This window comes from Flagellimonas marina, from assembly GCF_042651185.1.
GTDB classification, from domain to species: Bacteria; Bacteroidota; Bacteroidia; order Flavobacteriales; family Flavobacteriaceae; genus Flagellimonas; species Flagellimonas marina.
The window spans coordinates 1136378-1157459 of sequence record NZ_JBHSCL010000004.1; the positions used below are offsets into that span (position 1 = coordinate 1136378).

19 protein-coding genes are annotated in these 21082 nt (G+C 43.7%); 15 read left to right on the top strand and 4 right to left on the bottom strand.

The window, feature by feature from the left end; all coding sequences use genetic code 11:
- The first annotated feature begins 62 nt into the window (after positions 1 to 62).
- Entirely contained in the window at positions 63 to 1265 is a 1203-nt protein-coding gene (locus ACFOWS_RS08665) for an MFS transporter (protein WP_379763560.1), read from the top strand.
- Here the strand turns inward: ACFOWS_RS08665 and ACFOWS_RS08670 are convergent.
- Positions 1254 to 3449 (bottom strand): carbohydrate binding family 9 domain-containing protein, encoded by a 2196-nt coding sequence (locus ACFOWS_RS08670; protein WP_379763562.1) that lies wholly within the window; start codon positions 3447 to 3449, stop codon positions 1254 to 1256. The two genes, ACFOWS_RS08665 and ACFOWS_RS08670, sit on opposite strands and share 12 nt — an antisense overlap.
- Positions 3450 to 3543: 94 nt before the next feature.
- On the opposite strand from ACFOWS_RS08670, the gene ACFOWS_RS08675 reads away from it, so the two are divergent.
- The gene (locus tag ACFOWS_RS08675) at positions 3544 to 4107 is read left to right on the top strand and encodes a DUF4251 domain-containing protein (protein WP_379763564.1); all 564 of its coding nucleotides are present in this window, start codon (positions 3544 to 3546) and stop codon (positions 4105 to 4107) included.
- Between the two features lie 92 nt (positions 4108 to 4199).
- Positions 4200 to 5387 carry a PQQ-dependent sugar dehydrogenase gene (locus ACFOWS_RS08680; RefSeq protein WP_379763566.1) on the top strand — a complete coding sequence of 396 codons (1188 nt, stop codon included), beginning with the start codon at positions 4200 to 4202 and terminating at the stop codon, positions 5385 to 5387.
- A 7-nt stretch (positions 5388 to 5394) separates the two neighbouring features.
- On the opposite strand, the gene ACFOWS_RS08685 is transcribed toward ACFOWS_RS08680, so the two are convergent.
- Positions 5395 to 5688 (bottom strand): hypothetical protein, encoded by a 294-nt coding sequence (locus ACFOWS_RS08685; RefSeq protein ID WP_366589231.1) that lies wholly within the window; start codon positions 5686 to 5688, stop codon positions 5395 to 5397.
- 530 nt (positions 5689 to 6218) lie between these two features.
- Between ACFOWS_RS08685 and ACFOWS_RS08690 the strand changes: the two genes are divergently transcribed.
- The 3 genes from ACFOWS_RS08690 to ACFOWS_RS08700 all read left to right on the top strand — a co-directional run bounded on the left by ACFOWS_RS08690 (position 6219) and on the right by ACFOWS_RS08700 (position 11216).
- On the top strand, positions 6219 to 9341 hold the full coding sequence (locus tag ACFOWS_RS08690) for a WD40/YVTN/BNR-like repeat-containing protein (RefSeq protein WP_379763568.1): 3123 nt from the start codon (positions 6219 to 6221) through the stop codon (positions 9339 to 9341).
- Between the two features lie 195 nt (positions 9342 to 9536).
- Positions 9537 to 10619, top strand: coding sequence for an AAA family ATPase (locus tag ACFOWS_RS08695; protein WP_379763570.1), 1083 nt, complete (start codon positions 9537 to 9539; stop codon positions 10617 to 10619).
- A 3-nt stretch (positions 10620 to 10622) separates the two neighbouring features.
- Positions 10623 to 11216, top strand: coding sequence for a DUF3226 domain-containing protein (locus ACFOWS_RS08700; protein WP_379763572.1), 594 nt, complete (start codon positions 10623 to 10625; stop codon positions 11214 to 11216).
- A 4-nt stretch (positions 11217 to 11220) separates the two neighbouring features.
- On the opposite strand, the gene ACFOWS_RS08705 is transcribed toward ACFOWS_RS08700, so the two are convergent.
- Positions 11221 to 11505, bottom strand: a complete 285-nt coding sequence (locus tag ACFOWS_RS08705) for a hypothetical protein (protein ID WP_379763574.1) — start codon at positions 11503 to 11505, stop codon at positions 11221 to 11223.
- Between the two features lie 195 nt (positions 11506 to 11700).
- Here ACFOWS_RS08705 and ACFOWS_RS08710 point away from each other — a divergent pair, with 195 nt between their 5' ends.
- The 9 genes from ACFOWS_RS08710 (at position 11701) to ACFOWS_RS08750 (ending at position 19992) form a co-directional block, all read left to right on the top strand.
- Positions 11701 to 12168: a YHS domain-containing (seleno)protein gene (locus tag ACFOWS_RS08710; protein WP_379763576.1), complete on the top strand. Its 468-nt coding sequence runs from the start codon at positions 11701 to 11703 to the stop codon at positions 12166 to 12168.
- Positions 12169 to 12226: 58 nt separating this feature from the next.
- Complete coding sequence (locus ACFOWS_RS08715; RefSeq protein WP_379763578.1) at positions 12227 to 12643, top strand: DUF1348 family protein; 417 nt, start codon at positions 12227 to 12229, stop codon at positions 12641 to 12643.
- Between the two features lie 172 nt (positions 12644 to 12815).
- A complete protein-coding gene (locus ACFOWS_RS08720; RefSeq protein ID WP_379763580.1) occupies positions 12816 to 13625 on the top strand; it encodes a hypothetical protein in 810 nt (269 codons plus the stop codon).
- A 3-nt stretch (positions 13626 to 13628) separates the two neighbouring features.
- The gene (locus ACFOWS_RS08725; protein WP_379763582.1) at positions 13629 to 14261 is read left to right on the top strand and encodes a YdeI/OmpD-associated family protein; all 633 of its coding nucleotides are present in this window, start codon (positions 13629 to 13631) and stop codon (positions 14259 to 14261) included.
- Positions 14262 to 14457: 196 nt separating this feature from the next.
- Entirely contained in the window at positions 14458 to 16395 is a 1938-nt protein-coding gene (locus ACFOWS_RS08730; protein WP_379763584.1) for a hypothetical protein, read from the top strand.
- 2 nt (positions 16396 to 16397) lie between these two features.
- On the top strand, positions 16398 to 17228 hold the full coding sequence (locus ACFOWS_RS08735) for a DUF2490 domain-containing protein (protein ID WP_379763586.1): 831 nt from the start codon (positions 16398 to 16400) through the stop codon (positions 17226 to 17228).
- A 33-nt stretch (positions 17229 to 17261) separates the two neighbouring features.
- Positions 17262 to 18107, top strand: coding sequence for an MORN repeat-containing protein (locus tag ACFOWS_RS08740; protein WP_379763588.1), 846 nt, complete (start codon positions 17262 to 17264; stop codon positions 18105 to 18107).
- Positions 18108 to 18415: 308 nt separating this feature from the next.
- Positions 18416 to 19375, top strand: coding sequence for a DUF4382 domain-containing protein (locus ACFOWS_RS08745; RefSeq protein ID WP_379763590.1), 960 nt, complete (start codon positions 18416 to 18418; stop codon positions 19373 to 19375).
- Between the two features lie 188 nt (positions 19376 to 19563).
- Complete coding sequence (locus ACFOWS_RS08750; protein WP_366589205.1) at positions 19564 to 19992, top strand: FKBP-type peptidyl-prolyl cis-trans isomerase; 429 nt, start codon at positions 19564 to 19566, stop codon at positions 19990 to 19992.
- 205 nt (positions 19993 to 20197) lie between these two features.
- Here ACFOWS_RS08750 and ACFOWS_RS08755 read toward each other — a convergent pair whose 3' ends face one another.
- On the bottom strand, positions 20198 to 21082 hold the full coding sequence (locus ACFOWS_RS08755) for a CPBP family intramembrane glutamic endopeptidase (RefSeq protein WP_379763592.1): 885 nt from the start codon (positions 21080 to 21082) through the stop codon (positions 20198 to 20200).

Genomic DNA, 21082 nt, shown 5'->3' on the forward strand with positions numbered 1-21082 from the left:
CAAATGTCCTTTTCAGAATAAAAAAGATCCGATTTCTTTGTCCCTAAAAATACGGAATAGCAGTGAAGACCATCGCTGGAAATAGCACAAAATTGGAAGGGCAACGGATGTATTCCAAAAAATTCATTCTTATCTGTGTGGGTTCGCTTCTGTTCTCCACAAGCTTCAATATGCTTATTCCCGAGCTTCCTGCATACCTCTCAAGCTTGGGTGGTGCCAAATATATTGGGCTTATCATTGCCCTGTTTACCCTAACTGCTGGGATTTCCAGACCGTTTAGTGGCCGTTTAACGGATACGATTGGAAGAAAACCGGTCATGCTTTTTGGTGCCTTCGTGTGTTTGATCTGTGGTTTTTTCTATCCGATATTAACCTCGGTGTCCGGTTTTCTGATCCTTCGGTTACTACATGGGTTTTCCACAGGGTTTACGCCAACTGCTTCTTCCACATTTGTTTCCGATGTTGTTCCGTACAAAAGATTGGGTGAGGCAATGGGCATTTATGGGATTGCTTTTAGTACTGGGTTGGCCTTGGGCCCTGCGTTGGGAAGTCTCATAAAACTTCATTTTTCTTACACGGTATTGTTTTACAGTTCTTCAGGAATGGCGTTTCTGGCGTTATTGTTCATTTTTAATCTTAAAGAAACACTTCCCGAACGAAAACCTTTCAAGTGGAGCCTTCTTAAAATTACTAGGAGGGATATAATTGCAAGAGAAGCACTACCAGCCGCAGTCGTTAATTTTTTGGCCTATGTGGGATTTGGCGTGGTACTTACTTTGATTCCCGATTGGAGTGACGCTGTTGGCTTTGCCAATAAAGGAGTGTTCTTTATCGCATTTACCATTACATCCTTGCTGGTGCGAATTTTAGCAGGAAAACTTTCCGATCAATATGGAAGAACAAAGGTACTTGTAGTCGGATTGGTAATGTTAATTGTATCCTTATTGGCCATAGGATATTCAGAGGGTACCACGGGATTACTGGTGGGCGCTGCAATGTATGGACTTGCCATGGGAGTGGTTACCCCAACCATTTATGCATGGACCATAGATTTGAGCCTTCCAGGTCAAAAAGGAAAGGCTATGGCCACCATGTATATCTCTTTGGAAGCTGGAATTGGCTTGGGAGCCCTTTTTTCTGGGTGGTATTACCAAGAAAACATAGCTCGGATTCCAGATACGTTTTATTGTTGCGCTCTGTTGGTGGTACTGGCCATCGGATATGTTGTTTTTCAAAAAAACAAAAGTAGGGGTCTAGTTCAATAGGTCAAATCGATGGGTATACTTTATCGTAAAGGTCTGATTGTCTATCGCATCAATTAAATCATCGTCCTTCACCACATTGAACACCACAAAAAGTCCGGTGTTGGCATTTTGTAGCCATCCAAAACGAGCGTTTACGGAAGTAATGTTCGACACATTGTTGCGTTGTATCAAACTTTGAAGAAATATCCTAGGTGTAAAGGAATAAGCGAGTCGAAGCCCTCCCACCAAAGCCGTAAGGTTCCCAGTAGCTAATTGAATATCGCTATGGCTCATGGTCAAAGAACTATTAAACCTATCCCCAATCCTATATTTAGCCGTGCCGCTGTTGGTAATCTGGTGCCCATTAAAGTAACCTCCAATAATGGTTCGTGTATCAAAAGAAAGTGCGGTATTGGGATTGGTGGTGATGACAAGTTGCAGTTCCTCATTGTTGTAATAGCCTACAGGTACGGGAACGTCAGAAATGGTAAATTCTTCAAACACCTGTTCTGCAGTAAAGTTGATACCAGTATGGATTTCAAATCCACTCTTGAGTACCCAATGGTTGTCCACATGCAAGAAACTGGTGATCAATTGATCATCAAAATTCCAATACCCTCGGTAGGATACGTGTGGCCGAATCTCCAATAATTTTCCTGCATCCTTAAATCGATGCGCCTTAAAGACCAAAAACTCGGGTTTCTTAAAGGCAGTTCGTTGCAAAAAGCCAACTTCGGGGTTAAAGCCTTCGCCCACTTCGGTATATCCTGCATTAATATTCCAACCTCCCCACTCGTAATTGCCCAATAGTTTAAATGCATGGTCTCCATTGTCTATTCCCGGAGTAACACTTTTTGCCACAAAACCATTTATGGTTGCCTTGTTGCCAATGCCCCATTTACCATCCATGGCATAAACCCGATTGTAATCATCGTCCGTTTCGCCCAAACCGGCACGATTGACAAAAATACCGCCCAAGGAAGAACGTGTTCCTCCAAAATTATGGTTCACCCGCGCTACGGTAAAGTTGTTCTTTTTTATGTCAGCTTCCGCCACATCATCCGTAAACATGCTCAAAAATCCTATATTGGTCTGGCCCACTTTTCCAGAGAGGCGACCTCCACCAATGATGGGGACTAGGCTCCCGTTTTCGCCAATACCGATTCGCCTGCTGAAGAATAAATCTACTTCTCCGGGACTTCCAACCCCAAACTGACCCGCATTTTCCAAAAAGAATGCTCTTTTTTCCGGGAAAAAGAGGTTGAAGCGGTCCAAGTTAACCTGTTGGTCATCTACCTCCACTTGGGCAAAGTCGGTGTTATACGTGAGGTCCAAGGTAAGGCTGGGAGTAACACTATATTTAATATCCGCTCCGGCATCAAAATTGGTTTCATTCTCATCCATGGCCTTATCGTTCACATGCTGACCCAAGACATACGGAATCAATTTCAGGTTGCCCGGATTTCTGAGGTTAAGTCCGTTTAAACTTCCGGCAAGGGAAAGACGTTTCATATCAAAGCCCAATGGGAGGGAGGTCCAGTACGCGGTTTCTGTGTTTTTACTGATGTTCCGTTGAAAATTCAACCCCCACGTTTTGTTCTCCCCAGGGGCAAATCGTAGCGAACGGAAGGGGATGGCAAATTCGGCACTCCAACCATAGTCACCCAATTGAGACCGTACCTTCCAGGTAGCATCCCAATTAATGTTGGTGCCCCCAATGACCCCACCCTGTTGGCGATTGGCGTTAAAGTTACCTTTACCCTCATTGTCAATTTGCGCATCATACTCCATTCCTTGGGCATTGGTCCCAAAAAGAAAACCATTTTGGCGATCGTGATAGGTGTCTATGATAAAGAGAAAACTATCCTCATCATTTAGGTCGGCATCACGGCGTGAATCGGAAACCACAATACCTTTCGCATCCGTATCATAACATACCACCGAAACATAAAATGTAGTGCTGGAATACGCAATGCGCACCTCTGTCTTTTCTGAAACCAATGCACCGTAATTGGGACGAATCTGAATCAAATCTGTAATGGCCGGAATCATTTGCCAAACCGGGTCGTTGATGACCTCTCCATCCACTACAGGATCTTCCTCCAATACAGTGGCATAATAGGCTGGTAAAGTGCTTTTTGGAGGTTCTTGCGATTGCAAGGACACATAGCAAACGAGAGCTATGAGAAAAGACAATTTTTTCATAAAATGAGGTCTGGTTGGACGTTAAATATACCTTTAAAATCGGAAATCTTGATTAGTTTGAGTATTTTGTACTAAGGTTTTGATTTTGAAACAAATGAGAAAGATAGCAAGGTACATCATAGGAGCATTGGCACTGTTTGCGATGGGGTGCGCATCTGGGTCAAAAGTGAGTGCGACCCCTGCAGAGATAGAGGCTTTGGACAATTTGGTGGCCAACCAGTCTTTTGAAATCAATGCCCGATGGGCATTACCTATGCCCAGTCAGGCTCTCAATAGTATTTCAAACGCCAACCTCCTTCCCATTGGCAGCAACGCAAGCCGTATTGACCTTACCGGAAATGCAAGCTACCTGCGAATGGTCGGCGATCGTGTTGAAGCCGATTTGCCCTATTTTGGAGAGCGACAAATGTCTGGCGGATATGATCCGCAAAGAACCGGGATTCAATTCGAGGGTATGGCCGAGAACCTAAAGATTGAACCCAATACCAAAACCAAGGGGTACACTATGCGTTTCGATATCAATAATGGCTTGGAAAGCTATCAAGTCATTGCCCAATTGATGCCATCGCGTTCCAGTAGCTTTAGTATTGTAAGCTCGCACCGCACCCAAATCAGGTATCAAGGAATTCTTTCCGAGTACAGCGAAGAGGAAGATTAGTTTTTTTGTGAAACATTGCATTGCTTTTGTCCATTTCCATGATTTTGTCATAGTTTTATAGGATTAGAAACCAAAAACAAAAGTATTCCACAATGAAAATGGCCCAAATGCCCCTCAAAACTGCAATCGTAGTTTTGTTCTCCCTTTTAATTATGTCCTGCAAAGGCAAGAAGGAGGAATCCAAAGAAAATAAGGATGAAACCACACAAAATGACACCTTGGCAAAGTCCAGTTTGCCTTTGGAGCGTTTGAATCTTCCCAAAGGATTTAAGATTGACACCTATGCTGAAGGCGTTGAAGGAGCACGCTCCATGGCCATGGGAGCCGATGGTACCTTGTTTGTGGGGACCCGAAATGAAAATACGGTGTATGCCCTAAGGGATACCGATGGCGATTATAAAGTGGATGAGATGCATATTATTGCTGATAGTTTGGAGCAGCCCAACGGAATTGCCTTTAAGGATGGTGACTTGTATGTGGCGGCCGTGAGCAAACTCTTCAAATTTCCCAATATTGAGGAATCCCTGGAAAGTCCGCCGACGCCCGAATTAATCTATGACGACTATCCTACCGAGTTCCACCATGGTTGGAAATACATCGCTTTTGGTCCTGATGATAAATTGTATGTACCCGTTGGAGCGCCTTGCAATATTTGCGATAGTGCCCAAGTGGACAAGCGTTATGCTTCCATCACCCGAATGGACGCCGATGGCTCCAACCGGGAGATTGTGGCCCATGGAATACGAAATACAGTAGGGTTTACGTGGCATCCAGACACGGACGAACTGTGGTTTACAGACAACAATCGCGATATGATGGGGGATGACCTCCCTCCGGGAGAGTTGAACCGTATCACTGAAAAGGGGCAACATTTTGGCTATCCTTTCTGCCATGCGGGAACCATTCCCGACCCAGAATTTGGCAGCCAACGTCCATGTTCCGATTTTGTGCCTCCTGTGCAACAATTGGGGCCTCACGTGGCGGCGCTTGGGATAAAGTTTGATACAGGCTCCATGTTCCCTGCAGAATACAAAGGGCACGCTTTTCTTGCTGAGCACGGTTCTTGGAATCGTTCCAAAAAAATAGGCTATCGCATTACCTTGGTGAAATTGGACGGAAACGAAGCTGTTAGCTACGAACCTTTTATTGATGGCTGGTTGGATGACGAATCCCAAGAAGCTTTTGGTCGTCCTGTGGATTTACTGTTCATGGAAGATGGTTCCCTGTTGATTTCCGATGATGAGGGGAATGCCATCTACAGGGTCACCTACGAAAACTAGGTAAGTACTACAACTGGCTTAGGTATTTTGGTGGGGTCATATCCTCCATTTTCCAAGTGCTACGTTGATTATCACTACTGGCCACTTCAAGAAAAATATGGGTAGAGGCAAATTTGCCTTGCGAAACAATCCGTTCAACGGTATAGGTCCATTCACCACAGGGGAAGACAAATTCCGTTTTGTCCTTTTTTGGGGTTTGGCGAATCACCCCATCGCTTAAAACAAAGTTCGGCGGTTCTAAAAATGTTTTGGGCTTATGCCAACATTGGTATCGAATCTGTCCATTACAAAGTTGGTCCACTTGGACTGTGTAATCAGAGTTTTGGCAGAGGACAAGGATGTGCTGTAGGTCGGGTTCGTCTTGGGGAATGGCTATGGCGGTTAAGGTTTAGTTTGGTCTGGGACTACTTCAACGGATTTTAAGCCTTTGTATTGTTCAAACTTTATTTCTCTTTTGCCAATGGGCACCATGAAGAAAACCAAGTAGATATAATATGAATGCCACAATGACCAAGCAAATTATCTGTAAGAGGTTTATGGTTTCAAGTGTAGTCATTTTCTTGTTTTTATAGCAAGCTAGATTGACCTGACGGTATTTGGTGGTTTAAATTGATGGATGAGCTTTTTGAATTGATGAATGATTGATTCTAATTGACGTGTGAAATATTTGTCCTACAAAAACTTTTGTAATCCATCTCGTATAATTCTGATGTCTTTCCCTAAAAAAGCATCTTTTTTTCACCCCTTTTCCTTATTTTCATGACCGAGTACGCAAAGCGGTTCACAACTCCTTGCGTACAACCTGAATGACTAACTCAAAAAGCTAATCTCATGAAAAAAATCATGCTCCTTTGGTGCGCTGCACTGGGGATGGTCTTTTATGGCTTCGGACAACGAAAAGCAACCGGGCCTACCATCAACAAAACCCTTTACGAATCCATGAAATACCGGAATATTGGTCCCTTCCGAGGTGGACGGGTCACCACGGTGGAAGGATTGCCCAATGACATCTTCACCTATTATATGGGTGCCACCGGGGGCGGGGTATGGAAGACCACCGATGGCGGGGAAACTTGGAACAATATCTCCGACGGCTATTTCAATACCACAGGTATTGGCGATATCACCGTGGCACCATCGGACCATAATATTGTGTATGTGGGAACGGGCGAATCGCCCATCCGTGGGGTAAAGACCTCCCATGGCGATGGCGTGTACAAATCCACCGATGCCGGAAAAACATGGAAGCACATCGGTCTGGAGGCCACCCGACATATCGGAAAGGTGTTTGTGCATCCCACCAATCCCGATAAAGTCTACGTAGCGGCCCAAGGAAATCCATGGGGCACCGATGAACACCGGGGACTGTACCTCACCAATAATGGCGGTGAGACCTGGGAAAAAATCCTCTACGTGGGGGACGACAACGGGATTGTGGATATGACCGTAAGCCCCACCGACCCCAATTTTATGATGGTGACTTCGTGGCAGTTTCAACGGAAACCATGGGCGCTCACCAGTGGACCGGACAGCAAGGTGTTCAAAACCACCGATGGCGGCCAAAACTGGAAAGAAATCACCAAAGGCCTGCCCAAGATGAAGGGGAAAATGGGCATCGATATATCGCCTGCCAACCCCAATATTGTGTATATGGCCATCGAGGCCAAGGAGCGCGAAGGCGGTGTGTACCGTTCAGATGACGCCGGGGAAACCTTTACCCACACCAGCAACGATGCCACCACCTTTGCACGGCCGTGGTACTATATGCACATTATTGCCGACCCTAACGACGAGGACGAGCTTTGGGTGATGAACAGCTACGCTATGAAATCCATTGATGGCGGAAAGACCTTTGAGGGCAATTCGGGTACCCATGTGGACCATCATGATATGTGGATTAACCCGAATGATAACAACGTTATGATCAACGGTAACGATGGTGGCGCAGCGGTCACCTACAACGGTGGCAAAACCTGGTCCACCATCTACAATCAGCCTACGGGACAGTTTTATAGGGCTTTGACTGACAATGGCCATCCATATCGTATTTACTCGGGGCAGCAGGACAACAGCACCATCGTTATAGACAGTCGGGTGATGGATGATGGTATCGGGCGGATGCACTGGGACATTGTCCGCGCTGGGGAATCGTCTACCGTAGCCGTGGACCCCAACAATCCGCGCTATGTGTACTCCACCTATTTTGCCAGTAATTTTATGGAGTGGGACAGTAAAATCGATAACACCCGAATGGTGCGGCCCTATCCGGAGCGTATCAGTGGGGAGCAGCCCAAAAATCTAAAGCTTCGGGCCAACTGGAACGGTCCGGTGATGGTTTCGCCCCATGATCCCAACACCATTTACTACGGCTCGCAGTACGTGATGAAATCCACCGACCGCGGGGTCACTTGGGAAACCATGAGCGAAGACCTCACCCGAAACAATAAGGACCACCAAGGCGAGGGGGGAGGCCCCATTACCAATGAGCAGATTACGGCGGAAAGCTACAACAACCTCTTCAATATTGAGGAATCGCCCATCCGCGAAGGGGTTATTTGGGTCGGTTCCGACTGTGGTTTGGTACACGTGACCCAAGATGGCGGGCAAACCTGGACCAATGTTACGCCCAACGGACTACCAGAAGCCATCATCAATGTGGTGGAACCTTCGCCCCACGATGCGGCCACGGCCTACATTGCCGTGGCGGGCTACAAAATGAACAATTTTACCCCCATGATCTACAAGACCAGCAATTATGGGGCTTCTTGGGAAAAAATCGTGAACGGATTGCCCGGCAATACCTTCGCCCGAAGCGTCCGGGAGGACCCAGACCGCAAGGGATTGCTCTACGCGGGAACCGAAACGGGGGTTTTCGTCTCTTTCAATGATGGCAAACAGTGGCTGCCCTTGCAGAACAATCTGCCCGAAGTGCCCATTACGGACCTACGGGTTAAGCGGAAGGATTTGGTGGTGGCCACCCAAGGGCGCGCTCTTTGGATTTTGGACGATTTAACCCCACTGCACCAGATTTCGGATGAAGTGGCCAAGGCGGATTATTATTTGTACCAACCCCGTGATACCCATGCGGAGTTGTCCATTGCCTATTCCACCCGCGATGTGCCCGGGGAGAACCCACCGCAGGGATTGCAGGTGCACTACGTGCTCAACAAGGAAGTGCCTGCCGATACCCCCATGGCGTTGGAGATTTTGGATAGTAGCGGTGACGTGATTCACTCCGAATATAGCGACCGCCCCAGAACGGGCTGCGACACCCTCGTAAAACCCCAATTGAAAAAGAAAATGGGCGCACACCGTTATCGCTGGAACATGAAAGTGGGGCAGTTTGACTGTTTTAAAGAATTCTACACCACCAACCGCGACCTTACCGCCTACGAGGCCGCCCCTGGCAACTACAAGGTACGGTTGACCATTGGCGATTTTACCCAGACCCAGGACTTTGCTATTACCATTGATCCCCGTATAAAAATGAGCGCGGACAATGTGGAGGCCGCCTATGCGGAGCGGGATGCCCTCAACAAGTCCCTGTACAAGGCTGCCACCGAAATGAGCCAAGGTGTGCGCGACCTGCGAAAGATACAGGAGCAACTGCACTTTGTATTGGGCGAGACCAACTCCTCCGAACTGCAGGAACAAGGCAAAGCCTTGAACCAAAAAATAGAAAACTGGATAGCGGAAATTTTGCAAAAAGAGATGCGCACCTACCAGAGCAACTATATGTTTGAGGCGCGGCTCTTGATCAAGTTTAAGGATTTCTTGAACGATATGGGAGGGGGGAACCTCCCTGTAAACGAAGGCGCCAAAGAGGTAGCCCGCGACTACCTACAAAAGTGGAGCACGGTAAAAGCGGACCTGCAAAAGATAAAGACCCAAGATGTGGCCACGGTAAATGCCCTGATCCAAAGCACTGGCCTACCGGAATTGTATGTACCGTAGGTAATTAATTAAAGAATATTAATAAAAAGAAGGGAAGGCCAAAGGGTCTTCCTTTTTTTATTGAAGTTAATCTGTTAAACCAAATGTTCTAAAATATTAATTTATGATTCACTTACAATCATTTTTTAGTAATGAATCACCTACTTTCGTTTTTATATGTAATTTGTATCTTTCCTTCGTATTTAAAGAAATATCATGATAACATCCCTCAGCATAAAGAATTTTAGAGGTATTAAGACGCTTGAATTAGAAGACCTTGGAAAGGTTAACTTACTATTAGGAAAAAACAACACTTCCAAAACATCAATTTTAGAAGCACTTTTTTTGCTATGTGCGGGGGGAGCACCTGAAATCATTTATCGAATCCATCAATGGAGAGATTTGACACTTAATGAAGAGGATGATTTGAAGTTTATTTTTTATAACCTAAACTATAACAATAAGATTAATATAGAAGCTGAAAATTCAGTCAATGAGTTGAATACTCGTTTGGAAATCTCTCCTGATGAATCAGGTAAAACTTCTGTTTCAGGTGATATTAAAAAAGATAATATTACAATTTCTGACTCGACAAATTACCATGATATAAATTCTCTAAATGTTAAATTAGTTTGGAAGGAAAAACACAATAAAACTCAATCGAGTACAGCAACTATTCAGCATAATGGTAATAAAGGTTTTGTGTTTTCAAACCATAAAGGAAAAATCCCTTTCATTAATGCAGTTATGGTCGTTTCACGTATACATTATGCTCCAAACTTAGAAAAGAGGCTGGAAAAGCTGATCATTAGCAAACAGATTGATGAAATTGTTTCAATTCTAAAAACTATTGATTCAAGAATAAGGAATATCTCAGTTCTTTCTGGTCGAATGGTTTACGTTGATTTGGGAAAGGAAAATCTAGTGCCCCTTAATCTTATCGGTGACGGGATGAGGAGGTTATTCAATATATTACTGGCAATTTACGATGCTGAAAATGGAATAGTAATCATTGACGAAATTGAGAATGGTTTTCACCACACTGTTTTGGAAAAGGTATGGGAAGCCATTCTAAGCACATCAAGAAAATTTAATGTCCAACTTTTCATAGCTACTCATGACTTAGAAGCACTAAAACGTCTAAATAGTGTGCTTAAAATTGAAAAAGATGATATTCATTCGTATCAGAAAGGTGTTCGCAGCTACACTATAAGGATGTTGGATGATAATTTAAAATCATATAAATATGATTTTAAAAGTTTTAGCACTGCAATCGAAGAAAATTTGGAAATCCGGTAGTATATGTTAATGGCATATGTTGAAGGTAATGATGAAAAGTTAATAGAAGCTTTATTGGAAGAGAAGCTCAATATTGATAGTTCTACTTTCGAAATCAAAAAATTAGGAGGTGGCATGTCAAGTTTGCTTCAAGTGCCTCAACAGATTAGGGAGAATATGGATAATGGAGACAAGGTTACTGTTATACTCGATGCAGATTCTCCTCCTCATGCAGGATTTACAAACGTGTGTCAAGCGTTAGAAGATTTCAAAAATGATGAGAATTTAGAGTTTGAATATTTCCTTTTGCCCAATCATCACGATGATGGCAATTTGGAAGATTTACTTGAACAGATGATTAATGTTAACCATCAAGCTCTTTTTAATTGTTTTGATGCTTATGTCAATTGTCTTCAAGTTAATAACACAGGTAATTTTCATCTACCTGTTAAAAAGACTAAGATTTATGCTTATGTTGACACCTTAACCCCTAATAACAGGAAAAAATATCTTAAAAAGGGAGATTACCAATTTAAAGATGTCCATTATTGGAATCTAAATAGTGATTCAATAAATGGATTGGTTAATTTTCTTGAGAATCAAATTGAAGATTTATAAGCTCTCACAACCCCCCAATCACCTTTAAACTCAGTCCGGTCACTTTTTTGATAACCTCATCCGTTATCCCTTCACCCTTCATCCTTTTAGCTACTTTTAGTAGCTCCTCCTTTTTAACCCTTTTCCGTTCCGTTTCCAATGTAAAGGCCTCCAATTCCTGCTTTTCGGGCCCCATGATGGCAATAGCTTGAATTCCAAAACCCAAATTCCAAACTCCAAACTCTAAATTCCAAAATCCAAATCCCAAAATCCAAATCCCAAAATCCAAACTCCAAATTCCAAATTCCAAAACCCTTTACCCTTCACCCAAACCCCTTCCCCCAATACCTAACACCCAATAGAAAATCCTCCAGTTAGTAGCCAGGTTCTCACTTGGAGATCAGTTTCGGGAAATCTGTGCAAGAAGTTGTGACGTTTATCCATGTGATTCCATACCGCTATGCCGCAACTTTGTACCAATATTAAAATACATAAATCAGAAATCATGAAAACAGTAAAACAAGTATTTGCTTTGGCAGTGGCCCTTCTATGGGGAGCCTTTGCCCAGGCCCAAATTGATCCTGTGAACACCGATGGTGTGGCACTGGGAGGCTACGATGTGGTATCCTATTTTTCTGGAAAGGCCAAAGAAGGTAAAAAGACCTTTGCAGCCAAGCACAATGAAGTTACCTATTATTTTGCTAGCAAGGCCAACCGGGAAGCCTTTACCAAAGCCCCGAACAAGTATCTACCCCAATTTGATGGGTACTGCGCATGGGGCGTAGGGGCCAAGGCGGCCAAGTTTCCCATAAACCCAGAGACTTTTGACATTGTAGATGGAAAACTTTACCTGTTTTTCGATGGAGAGTTCAATGGGGAACAGCTGGACACTTCTGTAGATTGGAAAGCCCGTACTGCAGAGCTTGAAAAAGCGGCCCATACCAATTGGCCTAACATCAAAGACAGCAAGTAATGTATTCAGGGCAGGTTGAGGTTCTCAGCCTGCTCTTTTTCATTTAAAAACATACACCATGGCAATAGAACAAAAATTTCCGTTACCTCCTTTTACTGAGGAATCGGCAAGAGAAAAAGTACAGTTGGCCGAAGATGCCTGGAACAGCCAAGACCCCGAAAAAGTATCCAAGGCCTATACGGTGGATACCGAATGGCGCAATCGCGCCCAATTTGTAAATGGACGGGAAGAAGTGGTAGCTTTTTTGACAGACAAATGGCAGAAAGAGAAAAACTATAAGCTAAAAAAGGAACTTTGGGCTTTCACCGACAGTCGTATAGCGGTGCGGTTCGAGTATGAATATCAAAACAGTCAAGGACAGTGGTTCAGGGCCTACGGCAATGAAAATTGGGAGTTTGACCAACACGGCTTAATGCGGAAACGCTACGCCAGTATCAATGATCTGCCCATCGCCGCAAACGAACGAAGATTATAAATGGCAACTGCGCACATTTCGTTCTTAGCTTTTTTGGGATAGGGTAGGCCACGCCTTGGTCTTATGTTCCTTTTTCAGCAGGTACAATTTGTGGGGTAAGGGGTTTCAGTTAATCAAAAATCCATTATTTCAGGAAAATTGAATACCTTAAAGCCCTAGTTCGTAAACGCTTATGAATAAAAAGTGGTTCTTAAGTACCGGGTTTTTGCTGCTGCTCTTATTTTGCTGCAGTCCCGAGTCCACCGAGGCTTCGGGCCAAGATACCCAAGTGGAGCAGGGCAGTGTGGATGACAGTCAGCCCGAAGAGAATGTAGATGACAACGACGATGAAGATGAAGAGCCCCAAGATAATGAGGACAACCCGGAGGACACTACAGATGACACCGTGGATGAGGGGAGTGACCCAGAGGAGGTTCCCGTTGGGCCCAAAGGTCCTCGTCCTGTAAATACCTATAAGGTCCTTTTTGTCGGCAACAGCCTAACCTATTACAATGATCTGCCCAAAGTTTTTGAAGAAGAGGCCACCCGAAGTTACCGAATTATTGAAACCGATATGGTCGCTCTGGCCAATGCCGCACTCCTAGACCATTGGCATAACGGCAATGTTCAGGAAATGATAAAAACGAATGGTTATGATTTTGTGGTCATACAGCAAGGACCCTCTTCGCAGGCATATGGAAGGCAGATTTTATTGGATTACGGAAGGCGGTTCAAGGACCTTTGTGATCAATATGGTGCTGAACTGGTCTATTACATGGTTTGGCCTGCTAAGGTAAACTACCATACCTTCGATGCTGTCATTGCCAACCATCGGGAAGCTGCGGAAGTCAATGATGCCCTATTGGCGCCTGTTGGTGAAGAATGGAAGGCTTATTTTGACACTACTGGCAATTTTTCGTATTATGGTTCCGATGATTTCCACCCATCCGAAAAAGGAACGGAAAAGGCGGCGGAAATCATTGCTGAAACCCTTTTTCCATGACCTATGAATGCAGCAAACCCTGAAGTTGACGAATATATTGCCGAAGGCTGCGGCCGTTGCGATTTGGTGGGCACACCGGACTGCAAGGTGCAAAGTTGGCAGGAGGAAATCAAGGCCCTGCGCCGGCTTTTATTGGAAAGCGGGCTTACCGAAGAAAGAAAGTGGGGTTCGCCCTGTTATACCCTTAATGGCAAGAATGTGGTGATGATCGCTGCGTTTAAAGACAATTGCTCATTGAGTTTTCTAAAAGGTGTATTGCTGAAGGATCCGCAGGGCATCTTGGAAAAACCGGGTGAAAATTCCCAATCTGTCCGTTTTGCCCGATTCACCAATGCAAAGCAAATTATGGAACAATGGGACGTTCTAAAACACTACGTGTTTGAGGCGATTGAGGTGGAAAAAGCCGGATTGGAGGTAAAAAAGAAAGATATATCCGAACACGATATGCCCGAAGAGCTTCAAGCCAAAATAGATAACGACCCCGATTTTAAAACCGCCTTTGAAGCCCTGACTCCGGGCAAGCAACGCAGTTACATGATCCATATTTCGCAGGCCAAGCAATCCAAGACCCGCCTATCCCGAATTGAAAAGTGTATACCCAAGATCAGGGAAGGGAAGGGGCACAACGAGTATTAGTCATCCCCATAACTATCGGATACCCATAAAATTCAGGGCTTGTCCAAAGTTTTTTTCGATGTGGGATTCATATCTTACCAATCACTTAATTTTTTAAGAAAAAACCGGGTAAATCACTAAAAACAGGACCATATAGTCCAGATGCACGGTTCTGTTCGTAATTTAAACGGACATTTGGCTAATCTAAAATTTGCGCATGACCCAGCCTATTCAAAAATGGCTTTTTCCACTCTTCTTTTCATTGACCTCGTTGGCAATGTCGTACGGACAGCAACGGAAAACATTTGAAGGCCCACTTCAAATAGGACCTTATTCGGGAAAAGCAACGTATCAATTTATCATTTCGGACCTTGACACCGTTTTTGACGGGGATTTTTTATTGCAGAAATCCAATTTGGAAACCTTGATGGAAAATGAGGACGCCTCCTTCCGTTTTACGGGTTCTTTTGATGAAGGAGTGGCCAATGGTCCTTGGCAATTCCAGTTCGGTGAGTACAAGACGAACAGCCAAAGTCAGGTGGTGGACTATCAGTACCGGGTATTGGTAAGTGGTCAACAAGAAATAGGTGAAGGGGTTTTAAAGGATGGAAATCCTGACGGAGACTGGACCTATACCATCAATCAAATCAAAGATTCCGAAGTTGAGAAGGTCCTTTTTAAGAGCAGTATTTCTTTTGAAAATGGGATTCCCCAGCAAAGCTTTCAAATAGAAAATGACAGTAGTGTGTTGGTGGGACGGTTTTTACGAAATGGCCTGGCCCATGATGAGTGGTCGTTTTACGCCACCGATGTGGTAGAGGACACCGAGAATTGGTTTTTTGAGGACGGATTGCTACAGCGTATCCAAACAGAATCCAATGGCGTTTCCCAAGAGCTACCCGTATTTGATGCCAGTGCCCCTAACTACCAAACCATTCCATTGAATGACCGGTATTTTGCCTTGTTACGTGCAATTTTAAACAACGATTCGGGCAAAAGCCAAATCATTCATCTCTTGGAACAGAATATAGGCTACTACACAAAAATGGATGGGGTTCTTTCCCATTTGAACGCTCCCGGGATCGCCGCCAACATGAAGGTGAGGGTTCCGTTTTATGCCTTGGATTCCCTTCAAAAGAATACCTTGGAGCAAATAGCTGCAGAATACCAAACCGCAGCGGCCCTTAGCAATGCTATTTTAAAGAATAGCCACCTAAACATTGTAAAACGTACCGACCCGGAAGCCCTTTTCTTTTATCAAGTAACCGAAAAGATCAGCGAGGAGTTTTTGGGGCCTTTGGGAACACTGGCGGGGTATATTGAGCATGATATCGTTCAATTTCAAGAGATTTCAACGATTTCAGGTCGACTTTGGCCTAATGGAAAACCTGAAAAGGAAATTCGTGTTACAGGAGAAACAGGTCGGGAGCAGCGTACATTCAGTTTGCCCAGTTCCAAGGAATTTGGATACGAAGGAAATGACCTTCTGTCCGTTGCAGCTTTGGGCACCTATGCCAGAATGAGCTTGGAATATATTAGAGGGTCGCTTTCTTCCAGATTGACGAACGAGGAACAGCTCCAAATTTTAAATGGTTTGGAGGAGGAGCTCATCGCACTGAACACTACCTTGGAACAGCAGATGGACTCTCTACCAGAAACGTTTCCGGTCCGATACAAAAGTGCCATGACGAAGATGAAGCGTGTGGCAGATAGCGCATTGACCACATACGCTTCCATCGAAGAACCCAATGCAAAATTGGAATATGGGCAAGGCGCAAAAACATGTCTTTCGCATTTAAATAAGCTCGCTGTTTCCGTGGCGGAACTCCCAAAGCAACAGGAAGAAATCCGAAAAAAATATACCGATGCCGTTTGGAACCCTTTTATGGCCAATGTGATGGAGGAGGAGGTGAAAAAGAGAATCGTGAGTGCTTACAAAGATGTTCTGATTCCCTATTTCATTACAATAATTACGCAAGAGCTGAACTGCAACAATGCCAGCACACTCAATGACCAAATGGAACATACCTATCAACGCATGTTGGAACTTCGGGATTTGGATACCAAGAAACTCGAACGCAAGCTGCGGCGTGAAAAGCGACCCAAAGAAGTTTTACAATTGCTGCATCAGCAATCAACCGCTAAAAACCAATAGGCATGATGAGCAGCAGAAAAAGCTTTTGGTTGGTTGTTATGATCTTTGGCGGGATTGCGGGTACAGTTTTGGCACAAGAAACGGAACCAGAGGTATTGCCGGAAACTTCGCAATACAAAGACCCAAAGACCAAGGTTTGGTTTAATTCCTACGGAAATATTCGGATTGGTAAACGCTTCTTTTGGGATGCCCAGACCCATTTTAGGTTCGAGGAGACCAAAAGCACCCCGTTCATGGGACAAATCGGTCAGATTTACAACCGACACGCCATTGGTTATATTTTTTCCAAAAAGACCAATGTAAGTTTGGGTGGGGTAGTGCGTATCAATTTTAATACGGACGAAGAATCGGAAGACCGCAATGTGGTCCCAGAATGGCGTATTTGGCACCAATACCAATTTGCCATGCCCTTTTATTCGGCAATGCTCTACCACAGAATCCGGATAGAGCACCGCTGGACCCAAGGTTTTGCTGAGGATAGTGATTATATTTTCAGAAATCGATGGCGGTATATGTTCCGGGCCAAAATCCCATTGAACGACTATAAATTACAACCCAAAACGATTTATATCTCACCAGAGGCAGAACTCATCATGCAAAGCGGAAAAGCCGTAGTGGACAGTCCCATGGAAGACCTTCGGATAACCACCACCATTGGCTACATTGCAACCCCAAGGTTGACCTTTGCCGCAGGGCTTATGTATTCCCAAGGACAGGAACTGTATAACGGTGGATTCTATAAACAATCTTGGACCATGCGGTTCCATGTCTACTTCTCTCCCGACTTTAGAAGGGTGAAAAATAAACTGCCGGACATCCATTTAACGGATTGATACGTATCTAATACTGAAGCAACTAAAGACACTATGAAACTAAAAAAATACGCTCCGTTCATTCTTTTGTTCATTTTAACTGCAGGCATTCTGTTCTATGTTTCAAAAACAGTTCAGCTGAAAGAACATCTTGTTGCTATTCAAGAAGAAAACAAAATCATTTCAGAAAAACTGGATGAATATGAGCGATTGACGGAAATAGACTCCGTATTGCTTCAGGGCGATTATGATGCCGCTATCGCATCCTATAATGCTTCCATGAATTCAGTAAAAGAGGGTAGTGGGCTTATTCCATTGCGTATTGCCTTGGCTGAAAAACTAAGAAATAATCAAACAGGCGCGCCTAAAATTCCGGATAGTGTGTTGGCTAAGTTAGACTCACTCCCAAAATCTGAGTGGGATGAAGAAGTGGCCGTTAGAAAGTACGATTCCCTTAAATTCTCCCTTGAAAAAACCAAGGTACAGTTGGTCCGTTTAAAAAAGCAGCTCAAACAAAAATCCTTCGGGGAGTATCTTACCTTCAAAAGCAAAAAGGGGAACCAAATGCATTACATCGGTCAGGTTAAGGACGGAAAGGCCCATGGATTCGGCGTAGCCCTATTGGACTCCGGCAGTCGATATGAAGGGCAGTGGAAGAACAACGAAAGACACGGGGAGGGCACTTTTTATTGGCCTGATGGCGAATATTATGTCGGGAACTATACCCATGACAAGCGAAGCGGTTATGGCACCTACTATTGGCCCAACGGCGAAAAATACACTGGTGAATGGAAAGACGACAAACGCAGCGGAACAGGTAAGTTTTACGATTCCGATGGCGATGTGGTCGCCGGGGGCGAGTGGAGCGATGACAAACTGGTGGAACTGAACGAAAAATAGCACCCCCAGTACTTAAACCGTACAACTTCTTCTTTTTGCATGCCCATTTAAGTTCAGACAATCAAAATAGTGTTGAACTTGGCCCATATTCTGCTCACCACACCCATAAATACTATCCTAATATTTATAGAGGACATGCACTTACCTATGAAAAATTCATACAAAATTTTCAGTAATCTAAAGGGCTGACAGTCAATATGCAATAGGCTGCGTTAACATTTTTTAGAACGATTTTAACATTTTTTGCATAGGGAATACCCGTAGGTATATTGTTAGTACAATGAACATAACCCTATAAATTACAATTTATGAAGACGTATTTGAAACTGGCAGGAACAACATTTTTAAGTGTTTTATTTATGGTTTCCTGTAGCGATGACGAAAATGATGGAATGGAAACTCCCGAGGAATCGTACAGCACCACTTTCAAAATGACAGATGCCCCCATTGACAATGCAAACGTAGAAGCGGTGTTCATCACAGTTTCTGACATTAAAGTGGATGGAACCTCCTTGGAAGGATTTAACAAAACAACTTTTGACCTTTCAGCCCTGGTCAATGGTCAGACCAAGACCCTTGGGAACATTGATCTTGCCGCAGCATCGTATTCCAATATTGAATTGGTGCTTGATTATGATACAGATGCCTCAGGGAATGCCCCCGGCTGTTATGTGGAATTGGCGGGAGGCGAGAAGGATAAGCTTGAAGCCACGGCAAACAGCATCACCATTACCGATGCCTTTGAGGTCTTTGCAACTTCAACAAATGACGTAATCATTGATTTTGATTTGAGAAAGACTATAAAGGAAGAGGAAGGAACGCTTTCAAGCAACTTTGAGTTTGTTTCCATGTCAGAGCTTTCAGCAGGTATCCGCACTGTGAACGAAGAGTCCACGGGCTCCATATCCGGTACGGTGAACGATGCTGAAAACACCTCAGATAAAATCATTGTCTATGCCTATGAAAAAGGTACGTTCAATGCAGAAACTGAGACCCAAGGTCAAGGAGAAGGCAATGTAATGTTTAAGAATGCCGTGACCAGTTCCGTTGTTGCGGGTATCAACAATTCCTATAGTCTCAACTTTTTGACTGAAGGGGAGTACGAACTGATATTTGTTTCCTACAACGAAGAAACCGAAGGTAGCGGATTTGAGTTTAATGCATTATTGGAGGCCGAATCGAATACTGTACTTGATTTAGGTGCCATTAGTGTTACCTCGGCGTTGCAATTGGATGCCAATGTTACCATTACTGGAACCAAATCATAAGATGTTAATTCTTACTTGATTGAGATAAAAGGGAAAGCCCTGCTTAAAGCGGGGCTTTTTGTTTTGGATACATGAATACTTATCTCTCCAAATCCACAGAAGACCAGAAAAGTAGCAACTGCTTCGTTGAACCATTTTATACCCTTTATATTTGCAACGTTTTGATTTTAAAACTATAAACAAAAATTATGAGTAAAGTAAAGGAAAATGATACTGTAAAAGTGCATTATACCGGTAAATTGACCAATGGGCAGATTTTTGACAGTTCTTTGGAAAGGGAACCCATGGAAGTGGCCTTGGGGCAGGGTCAGCTTATCCCAGGATTTGAAAAAGGATTGATAGATATGGCCGTTAATGAAAAGAAAACCATAACCATTGATAAGAAAGATGCTTATGGAGAGGTCAACGAATCGCTTTTTCAAAAAATATCCAAATCCCAGCTACCCGATGATCTTAAACCCGAAGTTGGAATGGGTTTGGTAGGATCAAATTCAGCCGGGCAAGAACAACAGTTTCGTGTTGCCAAGGTTGAAGAAGAAGATATTATCATAGATGCCAACCACCCGTTGGCGGGCCAAGATTTGGTGTTTGACTTAGAGGTTGTTGAAATTTTATAGGTACCACCTTAACATTATAAAAACAGACCTGTCTATAACTAGGCAGGTTTTTTTGTGCGGTAACGTATTGTAAGGAATATGAAACTGGGGACTCCTTTTTTAATATGCCATTTAGGTTCAGGTGATGAACATCTTAGTGAACTGAACCTATACTGTTGTTCATTGAAGAGACATTCGACTTCCTGAGGACTTAACGTTAGAATCTTTATAACACGCTTCTGAGTTTTCTCAAGTTGTATAGGAGGATGAATCCAAGAATTAAGGTAGCGATAAGGCTTCCTTCCAAGCCAAATGAACCTCCAGTAATCCAATTTGAAGAATGCAGTTGTGTTTTGAATATCCATGCTTCTGAGGGTTTTCCACTATTGGGAAGACCAAACAGAATATTTTGACCAAAATTCCAAAAGCAATGAAACCCAACAGCAAAAGCCAAATTCCGGGTACGGGCAAAATTGGTGGTGGTCACCGCTCCAAAAATCAACAGGTTGATTACTCCCAAAACGGAGGCATTTTCATTAAATCCATGGACCATGCCAAATAATACTGCTGATGCTCCCACGGCAACCAAATGGCGATGGTTGTATAATCTTGATTTTGCCCCTATTGCATAAAATATTAAAATAAAGAGAAAAGAGGTGGTCAAGAGTTCCTCAAACAGGCTCCCAGATAGATATCGAAACAATTGTAACAAATAAACCCATGTTATGTCATGTTCTTTAAAAGAGGATCCGGGGTCCAATATCACTTCAGCATTTAACCATTGAAATCCAATAATGGCCATAATTGCTAATAAGCTTATTATTGTGCCACCAGCAAATTGAACTACGGTATCCTTACCTGGATATAGCCCGTATTTGGCCAACGAGCTATTATCCACATATTTTGTATAGACCCAAAGGGCCAACAACGCAGCAGCACATGAAATAGCATTGACCCCATAGGACAGATGAAAAGGACTGTTTTGAATATGGGGGATAGTGATGCGAAGCAAGATTAACCCTATGAGCTGAAATAGAACTATAAACGCCATCAACTTAAAAACTGTTCGCGCGTTACCTTGCTGATTAAAAATGATTTTTTTTATTTCCAT